Source organism: Halomonas sp. BC1 (assembly GCF_002078135.1).
Lineage (GTDB): Bacteria > Pseudomonadota > Gammaproteobacteria > Pseudomonadales > Halomonadaceae > Vreelandella > Vreelandella stevensii.
Genome location: NZ_LFGS01000004.1, coordinates 252,611 through 262,013 on the forward strand (window position 1 = coordinate 252,611; position 9,403 = coordinate 262,013).

Here is a 9,403-nt window from a genome sequence, read left to right on the forward strand (position 1 = left end):
CACGGCCTGCTCCCGCTGCTCGGCGGCCAGGGCCAGGTCGTGCCTGGCGGTCTGGTGGTCAGGGGCCAGCGCAGCGAGGGCAGCTTCCAGGGCGGCTTCGCTCTCGACATCGCTGGCCGCCAGCATGCCTTGTACACGCTGGCGATGGTCGTTCATCTCACGCACGATGTGCTTGGCCTGGTCCGCCAGGCGCTGTTCGATGCGCTGGAAGATCTGGGTCTGAAACAGCTGGGCAAAAATCTCCTCGCGTTCCTTGGAGCCTGCCAGCAACAGCTCGCGGAACTTGCCCTGGGGCAGCACCATCACCTGGCGGAACTGCCGAGCATCCAGCCCCAGCAACTGCTGCAGCTGGCCGTTGGCATCGGTGACCTTGCGCGCCACCAGGCATTCGTCCTCCTGGCCTTCTGGGGTCAGCCGCCACAGCTGGGCTTCGGCAGCCTGGCTGGTGGTACCCTCGCCATTGGCTTTGGGACGCTCCTGTTGGGGCACGCGACGCACCCGATAGGTGCTTTCCCGCAGGCGAAACGTGAGGGTGACTTCGGTGAGCAGGTCTGGCGCAGCCTGGTCGCAGCGCATCTGGCCAGCATCCCGTTCATTGCCGGTGGTTTGGCCGTAAAGTGCGAAGCAGATGGCATCGAGTATCGAGCTTTTGCCAGCACCGGTGGGGCCATTGATCAGGAACAGCGGGCTTTTGCCCAGCACGGTGAAGTCAATGGTGTCACGCCGTGCAAACGGGCCAAAGGCCTGCAGGGTCAGTGTCAAAGGCGTCATGCTGGCCCCTCCTGCTCGCGGTCAAGGGCGGCGATCAGCTCGCCCATGGCGCGGGCCTGCTCGTCATTCATGGGCTCGCCGCTGGTCTGGGTGAAGAAATCGCTGAACATGTCCAGCGCGCTGAAAGCGAGACGTTCACGGCTCAGCGACTGGCGACCTGCCGTTTCCAGCATGCCGGGCTTTTCCAGATGCAGGACGTTGGGATACACCGCCCGCAGCTTGCCCATGGGGTCGAGAATGGCGTGCCGGTCGGTGAGGCGCACCAGCAGGTAGTCATCGGCACGGGGGTCTTCGCTCCCCATGGCCAGCAGCTGCGCCAACTCTCCCTCTAGCACGCGCACGTCGCGCCTGGGCGTCAACGGATGCTGAGTGATGCTCACCAGGCCTTCGCTGCCCATCTCCACCAGGGTGACGCCCTTGCGCTGCGTCGCCTCGGAGAAGCTGTATTTCAGCAGCGAGCCGCTATAGCGGATGTGCTCGCTCCCGCGGTACTGGGGGCCATGGAGGTGCCCCAGCGCCACGTAATCGAAACCCTGCATGGGTTCCCAGGCAACGCTTTCCGCACCGCCCAGGGTGAGCGGGCGTTCGGACTCGCTGGCCGCCCCGCCCTCCACGAAGCAATGGCTCATGAGCAGCGCCGGGCGCGCGGGATGGCGCTGGGCGTGAATACGCTCCAGCAGGTAGCGGTGGGCGGCATCGAAATCGCGCACGTCGGCGCCAAACGCGCTGCGCACGTACTCCGGGTCGGCGTAGGGAATGCCGAAAACATCCACCGTCACGCCATTGACGGCAAGCGTCACCGGCTGATCGCAGGTGGCCAAATCGGTGAGGATGTGTAACCCGGCCTGGCGCAGGTGACGCGCCCCAAACCCGAGCCGCGCAGCGCCATCGTGGTTGCCAGAGATCATGATGACCGGCAGGCCACGTTTCTCGCACAGCTCGGCCAGTATCTCATCCAGCAGGGTCACCGCCGCTGCCGGAGGCACCGAGCGGTCGTAGATGTCACCAGCAATCAGCACCGCATCCACGCGCTCACGGTCGATGATCGTCAGCAGCTGCTGCAGGACATGACACTGGTCGTCCAGCAGCGAGAGATTGTGAAACAGCCGACCCAAATGCCAGTCGGCGGTATGAAGTAGTCGCATGACAGGCTCGATCCAGAAAGTATGAGCGCATCATACCAACCCGATGGCCAACGACGCACAAAAGCCGAGCACAAAAAGCCCCGCACGAGGGCGGGGCCGGAGCCTGGTGGCTTCCCGCTGGCCCACCACAGGAGCCAGCGGCGACACACCGGGTTAGTTGCGGAACGCGTCCGGGTATGTGGTCAAATCCACACCCCAGAGTACTGGCAACATGAAGTAGACCGCCGCGGCAATCAGGAACATGGAAATGATGTTCAGCCAGAAGCCGTTGCGCACCATCTCCATGATGGTGATCTTGCCCGTGGCAAAGATGATCGCGTTGGGCGGCGTGCCCACCGGCAGCATGAAGGCACAGTTGGCCGCCATGGCCGCAGGTACCATCAACACGAAGGGATGGATATTCAACGCCAGCGCCAGCGACGCCAGTACCGGCAGAATCATCGTGGCCGTGGCCGTGTTCGAGGTGATTTCCGTGAGGAACAGCACCATGCCCGTGGCCAGCAGAATCACCAGCATGAAATTGACGCCTTCCAGAACGCTCATCTGACCGCCAATCCAGGACGCCAGGCCCGAAGAGCCGAAGCCCGCCGCGATGGCCAAACCGCCCCCGAACAGCAGCAGAATGCCCCAAGGCACGTCTTTGGCCACGCTCCAGTCCAGCAGGCAGCCGCCTTTGGAAGGCGAAGGAATCAGGAACAGCGCAATGGCCGCGGCAATCGCGATCATGGTGTCGTTGATGCCAGGGATGTTGATGATCTGCCCCTGCCACAGGAACGAGCGGGTGATCCAGAAGAATGCCGCGAACAGGAAAACGCCCAGTACGGCTTTCTCTTCGAAAGATATCTTGCCCAGCGCCTCTTTCTCCTTGCGAATCAGCGCACGGCCACCCGGCAGCTTGGCCAGCTTGATGGGATAGATGAAGCGCGTCAGCATGACCCAGCCGATGAACAGCAGGATCACCACCACCGGGAAGGCAAACATCAGCCAGCCCGCAAAGGAAATTTCGACGCCAAACAGCTCGCTGACGATAGCGGCCAGAATGATGTTGGGCGGCGTGCCGATCAAGGTGCCCAGACCGCCGATGGTGCCACCGTAACCCACACCAAAAATCAACGACTTGCTGAACTTGTCGATTTCGGCACTGTGGTCTTCCGAGCTCTTTTTCAGCTCTTCCGTTACCTGGAAGACAATGGCAGTACCAATCGGCAGCATCATCATGACCGCTGCGGTATTGGATACCCACATGGACAAGAAGCCGGTGGCCGCCATGAAGCCAAAGACGATGCTATTGATGCTGGTGCCCAGAATGGAAATGATCGACAGCGCAATGCGCTTGTGCAGATCCCATTTTTCCATGGCCAGAGCGATCATGAAGCCGCCAAGGAACAGGAAGATGATCGGGTTACCGTAGGCCGCCGTCACCGTATTGCCATCCAGGGCGCCGGTAATCGGCAGCAGGATGATGGGCAGTAACGAGGTGACCGGGATCGGAATCGCTTCGGTGATCCACCAGACGGCAACCCACAGCGTGGTAGCCAGCACCATGCGCCCTTCGAAGCTCAGGTCGGCCGGATGGAAAAACAGCAAAACAAAGGCAAAGAGAGCTGGCCCGAGTACCAGGCCAATTTTTTGCGCCGTATTGAAGGCAGGCGGACGCGGAGGCTGATTGCCTGGCTGTGCGTCAGAGGAACCACCTCGCCCAGTGCTGCCCGTGCCAGAAGTGGGCAGCGCACACATGAGGAGGTTTTTTGCTTGGTCGTGGGAATGCCAAAGGGAGTCCCAGAGCGTCATCGTGGCAGTTCTGCGCATTATGAAGTACCGCTCGCAGTCAGGGTGAACGAATGGGCGCCGTACGGGCCAACCCAAGGACAAATGTGCCAGCGCGTCTGGCTTTTTTGAGGTGCCCTTTATTCACTGCCATAAGCCATTAGTCCAGTAAATTGACGGCAATTACGACCAAAGTCTAAACACTTTGGTCGTAATTATTAGCAGTGGCTAAGATGTTGCCCGCAGAGAATCAAGGTGCTTTCAAGACAGAACACAGTGTGACAACAAGCACTGACAAAGCGCTACCGCACAGCACGCCGAGTCTCCGATGGTGGCCAATCAAGCGATGAACACAGCCTCGCAGGCCCCAGCGGCCGTCGCCTGAACCACTCTTACCCAGTTTCCTGAAAGGCTTACTTCGGCTTGCGCTCCCTGAGCGCAAGCCGTTTTTTTAGTCCAGATGCTCCAACGTGACCACGATATCCTGGCGCGAAACGTCGATGTTCCAGAAGGTATAGCTATCGTCATCCTCATCGACCAGGCGAATATCGAAGTAAGGGCTGCGATAGCCCGTCAACGTCACCCGCTGGGTATCACCATTCATCAACACATCGCTCCCAAGCACGTCCTCTTCCCAGCGGGAAGACGATGCTGGGCTCACGTACATGTAATAGATGGTGTAGCCGGTACGATTGGTGATATCCACATAGTAATCGTCCGCCATCACGAGCGACGAGCTGCACAGCAGCAATAAAGAGAAGAGCCACACTTTGATACGCATGGGTATATCCCTGATGTTTTTTTTGGAGGAAACCACGGTAGCGCACCAGGTCTGCTGACACCGAACCTAGGCGCTAGGCTTTGTACGAAAAGTCGGCGAGCGATGGCCAGACAAGGCAAAAATCGGCGAAAAGACGGAGTTTACAAGGTGTAAATGAGTACTTTGATCGGACTCGCGCACGAGCCGATTTTTAACGCCGTATGGGCGAGCGTAGGCAGTTTTCGTGCAAAGCCTAATAGCAGTATATCTCCGGCCCGCCATTTTCGAGATAGCCTTAGGCGCTTTTTTGCTGGTCCCCCACGGCCTCTTCGTAGCTGATAGAATACCGCCCCTTTCAGGCACGGGTTGGCGGCTTGCCAGCTCGCGGCTCCACCGACTACTGCACCCACTACCTGAGAGTTGCGTCATGATAGCTACCGCCACTGCCCTCTTCCGACCACTGTTACAATGGGGGCTCGTACCCCAGATCGTGATGGGGATCATTGCGGGGGTGCTGCTGGCGCTGCTCGCCCCTACGGTCGCCAGCGATATTGCCCTGCTGGGCCAACTGTTCATTGCCGCCCTGCAGGCCGTCGCCCCCATTCTGGTATTCGTACTGGTGGCTGCGGCTATCGCGGCACATCGCCAAGGGCAACCTACGCACATTCGTGCGGTGCTGCTTTTATATATATGTGGAACGCTGATCGCGGCGCTGATTGCAGTGGCCGCCAGCTTCCTGCTACCAACCGAACTGACGCTGGATGCCGGCCAGGTAGACGGCAACCCACCCAGCGACATTTTCAGCGTACTGCGTGATTTGCTGCTGAACGCGATTACCAACCCGGTCAGCGCGCTGATGGAAGGCAACTTCATCGCCATTCTGGCCTGGGCCATTGCGCTGGGTCTGGCGCTGCGCCAGGCGGCCGATACCACGCGCCAGGCGCTGCAAGACCTCTCCAACGCCATTACCCGCATCGTGACGCTGGTGATTCGGCTGGCCCCCATTGGCATTTTTGGCCTGGTGGCGGGTACGTTGGCTGAATCCGGTATGCAAGCGCTGCTCAACTATGCCCAATTGCTGGGGGTCATCGTGGGCTGCATGCTGTTCGTCGCCCTGGTGAGCAACCCCTTGCTGGTCTATCTGGTCACTCGCCAGAATCCTTACCCGCTGGTGTTCACCTGCCTGCGCGGCAGTGCCATTACCGCCTTCTTCACACGCAGCTCGGCGGCCAATATCCCGGTGAACCTGGAACTGTGCCGTCGCCTCAAGCTGGATGCCGATACCTACTCCATCTCCATTCCGCTGGGCGCCACCATCAACATGTGCGGCGCCGCCATCACCATTACCGTCATTACTCTGGCAACGGCGCATACGCTGGGCATTGCCGTGGACTTCCCCACTGCTCTGCTGCTGTGCGTGGTGTCGGCCCTGGCAGCCTGCGGCGTGTCTGGCGTGGCCGGTGGGTCGTTGATGCTGATTCCCATGGCGGCAAGCCTGTTCGGCATTCCTACCGAAGTCGCCATGCAGGCCGTGGCCATTGGCTTCGTCATCAGCGTGGTGCAGGACTCCACCGAGACGGCGCTCAATTCGTCCACCGACGTGCTGTTTACGGCTGCCGCCTGCCGGGCGCAAGAGGCGAGGCGCGCGTAGGCGTTTGCCTGGGGGAGTGGCGGCTGACCACCGCCGCTCCCCCGCACGCCCTCCCACGAAGGTTACCCACGATTTGCTCTACGACGCTCTCGTACTACCCGCTAGATGTTTCAAGCGCCCGCTTACCCAGGTGCCGCAGATAAACCCGACAAAATAGCCGGACATGATGATCCCCAGCACCGCGCTGGAGAAACCTTCCGCCGTGCCTCGCAGGGTAAGCAGCGTGTTGAGCAGGCCGTTGCCCAGCAACAGCAGTGCCACACTGCGCAGTATCGATTTAACGGGATGGAGCATGGCTAATGAATACATCGCGCTTCCTCGTAGCAGACTCGCTACAGACCATGCATGCAAGATGCCACTGGAAATCTTCTCTACACATGACACGCCCCTGACAGAAGGTCATAATAATTGCCAGGCTAACGTTTCCTACTGACGGCCAAGGGAGTATGCCATCGTGAACCAGTCGATCGAGCCAGCCGATACGAGTCAGCATTCCGCCCTGCGCGCAGGCTTTCAGGGCGTTCGCGAAGCCATCCCTTTGCTGGGTGGCTATGTGCCCGTTTCGCTATCGTTTGGCCTGGTCGCAACCCAGGCGGGCTTCACGACCTGGGAAGCCGCGATCATTTCGGCCCTGATCTACGCTGGCGCCTCGCAGTTTCTGTTCGTGGGCATGATCGCGGCTGGCGCGCCGCTGTGGCTGGTGGTGGCGCTGACCCTGCTGATCAACGTGCGCCATGTGGTGTATGGGCCAAATCTGGCGCCTTTGCTACCCCGTAGCCGCCACTGGCCCTGGCTGATGCACGGCCTGACCGACCAGGTATTTGCCCTGGCGCTCACCCGCCTGCCGCAGCTCCCCGAGGCCAAGCGCTTTGCCTGGTTCGTGGGCGCGTCGCTGCTGGCCTGGGGGGGTGTGGGTCCTGGGTACCATCGCCGGAGCCAGCGGTGGCGAAGCCGTCACCGCCCGCTGGCCATTGCTGGGAGAAATCATGCCCTTTGCCCTGCCTGCGCTCTTCCTCACCATGGTGGCACCGCGCTTTACCAGCAAACGCTGGGCGGCCGCCACCACTTGTACCGTGCTGGCCGCACTGGGCTTGACCCTGGCAGGCTGGAGCAATGTGGCCATTCCGCTGGCGGCGGCCTGCGGCGCCTTGTGTTTCTACATCCTGACCTTTCGCAGCCAGGAGCACACGCCATGAGCGCATCGCTGTGGGTTGCCGTGGTGATATGCGCGCTGGGCACGCTATTGATGCGGGTGGTGCCCTTCCTTTGGATGCAGCGCCGCCTGGGTAGCGACACCGGCCTCAATGCCATGCCACAGTGGCTGGTGATCCTCGGCCCGCTGATGATTGCAGGCGTGCTGGGGGTTTCCATCGTTCCCGTCAACCCCAGCCCGACCTCGTGGCTCGCCACGGCCATCGGACTGAGCGTGACGCTGCTGGTATGGCGGCGCCTGCGCTCCCTGGGCTGGCCAGTGGCGGCGGGGGTCGCGGTGTTTGGGGTGGTGGAAGTAGGACTCGCCCTCCTGGGCTAGACAGATAGCACCGTGTGGCACGCTAAGTTTGCCGAGGCGATGGGCACCAGTGTAGACACCATCAAAAGCTGGGAAACCAAACGCCGCAACCCTACAGGGTTAGCCGGTGACTGCTCCCGTGGCCTTGGCCTTCTCGAATTCCAGCAGCAGCGCTTTCATGGGACTGTCTTCCATCTTCTTGATAGTGCTGCGCCTGGCGGCGACACTGTGGGTCAGTCCGGTGACCGCATCGACACCGACATGGGCCTTCATACCGAAGTAATACTGCTTACCCTTCCGGGTCTGCTTCATCGGCCAGGGCATACCACTGCCGCAGAAAGTAAATGCGCAGCATGCGCTCCAGGCCAATGGGTGGTCGGCCTCGCTTGCCCGCTGAATTCGGGAAGTAGGACGGCGACAGTGCTACGATCAGCCGTTGCCACGGCACCAGCTCCTCCATCCTGGCAAGACACCGCTCGCGGCGGGTGACCTTCTTCTTGTTCTGGTGCTCAGCCTGGGCGAATGAGATCTGTTTCATCGGAGTGGCTCTGTCAGCGGGTGTTGGACGACAGGTCAGATTTTACCTCGTCGGTGGCTATGAGGCAGCTCCGACGGGATTTATGCAGCGTTTCCTTAGGGCGCTGGTCGATATGAAGGCTGTTTCACCAATATGAACTCAACCACCGCACGCCGTGAGAGCAAGCTGCTTCTCGTTTTTGGCGGTTCATTCTTCGAGCGGTGGCCACTGCCGCGCCGTATGCACGATATTCAGGATTCGCACCTGCGTTTCTACGATGTCATATACGACCATATAGCTGCTGTGGACGGCCAGCTCAAAGGTGCCCGGCACCCTCCCGCCCCGGCCCATTCTTGGAAAATCCTGAAGCACTGCTGTTCTTTCTGCTATCAGATCATCAAGTGCCAGGGCAGCAAGAGGGTTGTCTTCCTCAATGTAGTCGTAAATGTCTTCACGATCCCTGACGGCTTCAGGCGTCCATAGCAGCTCCATCATTCAGGAGCAGCCATACGGGCGCGGGTTGCTGCGCGGCGAGCAGCAAAACGGGCTTCAACATCAGACGCGGGAATCAGATTGCCCACCTCCGCAGAGGTCCGCGACTGCGCGACCTTCTTTGCCAGCCAAGCATCGTATTGCTGTGCCTCTTCCTGCTGGGCCACGTAACTGCGCATGAAGTCGCGAAGAAGCTGGGCTCCGGTGCGGTCATGGGCTTTGGCGGCATTGGCAAACTCAGCCTTCAGACTGTCATCGACTCGAAAAGTAAAAGTGGCATCACCCATGGCACCATCCTCATGTGTTACATGCAGTGTGCAGTGTAGCACGACACCCTGAATGTCTCTATGAGATTGATGCCCATACCAGCGGGTGATCTGCACCGGAATTTGCCATGTCCAGCGGTACAGTAGCGGTACATACATCAGTTTTGGCCATCTGCGCATAAATACGCTAAACCACTGACGCATAAGTACTTTCTACTTATTTTGATTACGATTGTATACGCTTGATTTTCCTAGGGAACCGCTGATCAATTCGCCCCTGTGCGGCTGAAGCGCTCAGGGCGGCATATTCACCGCGTCAACGGTCACTTTCTGGCCACGGAAGGTGGCCTTTTTACCCTGGCAGCCGGGTTATCCGGCTGCCAGGCCAGATTCAAGACACACTGGCCCCGTCAGCATGGCCCTGGCATCGTCCAGCCAGCACCAAATTGCCGAGGGCGAACAGGGTGAACAGCTGCGCCTGGTTCCTGGCCAGTCCCTTGTAGCGAACCTTCCGGTAGCCGAAT

General features: G+C 60.1%; 10 protein-coding genes and 3 pseudogenes. 3 read left to right on the forward strand and 10 right to left on the reverse strand.

Translation table 11 applies throughout. The annotated features are described in order from the left end of the window. The 4 genes from B7L72_RS02715 to B7L72_RS02730 form a co-directional block, all read right to left on the reverse strand. Positions 1-771: AAA family ATPase (locus B7L72_RS02715; RefSeq protein ID WP_139788432.1), on the reverse strand; the 771-nt coding region annotated here is incomplete at its 3' end. Beyond that, on the reverse strand, positions 768-1,916 hold the full coding sequence (locus B7L72_RS02720) for a metallophosphoesterase family protein (RefSeq protein ID WP_081192394.1): 1,149 nt from the start codon (positions 1,914-1,916) through the stop codon (positions 768-770). The genes B7L72_RS02720 and B7L72_RS02715, both read right to left, overlap by 4 nt. A gap of 153 nt (positions 1,917-2,069) precedes the next feature. Then, the gene (locus B7L72_RS02725; protein WP_254893737.1) at positions 2,070-3,653 is read right to left on the reverse strand and encodes an SLC13 family permease; all 1,584 of its coding nucleotides are present in this window, start codon (positions 3,651-3,653) and stop codon (positions 2,070-2,072) included. Between the two features lie 481 nt (positions 3,654-4,134). Beyond that, the gene (locus B7L72_RS02730; protein ID WP_081192398.1) at positions 4,135-4,464 is read right to left on the reverse strand and encodes a hypothetical protein; all 330 of its coding nucleotides are present in this window, start codon (positions 4,462-4,464) and stop codon (positions 4,135-4,137) included. Positions 4,465-4,870: 406 nt separating this feature from the next. Between B7L72_RS02730 and sstT the strand changes: the two genes are divergently transcribed. Beyond that, the gene (gene sstT / locus B7L72_RS02735) at positions 4,871-6,094 is read left to right on the forward strand and encodes a serine/threonine transporter SstT (RefSeq protein WP_081192400.1); all 1,224 of its coding nucleotides are present in this window, start codon (positions 4,871-4,873) and stop codon (positions 6,092-6,094) included. 78 nt (positions 6,095-6,172) lie between these two features. Here sstT and B7L72_RS02740 read toward each other — a convergent pair whose 3' ends face one another. Continuing rightward, positions 6,173-6,403 (reverse strand): hypothetical protein, encoded by a 231-nt coding sequence (locus B7L72_RS02740; RefSeq protein ID WP_254893738.1) that lies wholly within the window; start codon positions 6,401-6,403, stop codon positions 6,173-6,175. Between the two features lie 145 nt (positions 6,404-6,548). Between B7L72_RS02740 and B7L72_RS02745 the strand changes: the two are divergent. Both B7L72_RS02745 and B7L72_RS02750 read left to right on the forward strand, forming a co-directional pair. Further along, positions 6,549-7,290: pseudogene (locus B7L72_RS02745) on the forward strand (AzlC family ABC transporter permease). Next, complete coding sequence (locus B7L72_RS02750; protein ID WP_081136068.1) at positions 7,287-7,625, forward strand: AzlD domain-containing protein; 339 nt, start codon at positions 7,287-7,289, stop codon at positions 7,623-7,625. Before B7L72_RS02745 ends, B7L72_RS02750 begins: the two are co-directional and overlap by 4 nt. Before the next feature lie 99 nt (positions 7,626-7,724). On the opposite strand, the gene B7L72_RS19055 is transcribed toward B7L72_RS02750, so the two are convergent. From B7L72_RS19055 to B7L72_RS18110, 5 genes and pseudogenes are all read right to left on the reverse strand, one after another. Further along, positions 7,725-7,916, reverse strand: coding sequence for a hypothetical protein (locus tag B7L72_RS19055; RefSeq protein WP_371317401.1), 192 nt, complete (start codon positions 7,914-7,916; stop codon positions 7,725-7,727). Beyond that, a pseudogene (locus B7L72_RS02755) lies at positions 7,912-8,142 on the reverse strand (IS5/IS1182 family transposase); the annotation flags it as partial. The gene B7L72_RS19055 and the pseudogene B7L72_RS02755, both read right to left, overlap by 5 nt. A 186-nt stretch (positions 8,143-8,328) precedes the next feature. Continuing rightward, complete coding sequence (locus B7L72_RS02760; RefSeq protein WP_254893739.1) at positions 8,329-8,616, reverse strand: type II toxin-antitoxin system RelE/ParE family toxin; 288 nt, start codon at positions 8,614-8,616, stop codon at positions 8,329-8,331. Further along, positions 8,613-9,083 carry a CopG family ribbon-helix-helix protein gene (locus B7L72_RS18835; protein WP_254893740.1) on the reverse strand — a complete coding sequence of 157 codons (471 nt, stop codon included), beginning with the start codon at positions 9,081-9,083 and terminating at the stop codon, positions 8,613-8,615. Before B7L72_RS18835 ends, B7L72_RS02760 begins: the two co-directional genes overlap by 4 nt. Before the next feature lie 187 nt (positions 9,084-9,270). Next, a pseudogene (locus B7L72_RS18110) lies at positions 9,271-9,403 on the reverse strand (IS5/IS1182 family transposase); the annotation flags it as partial.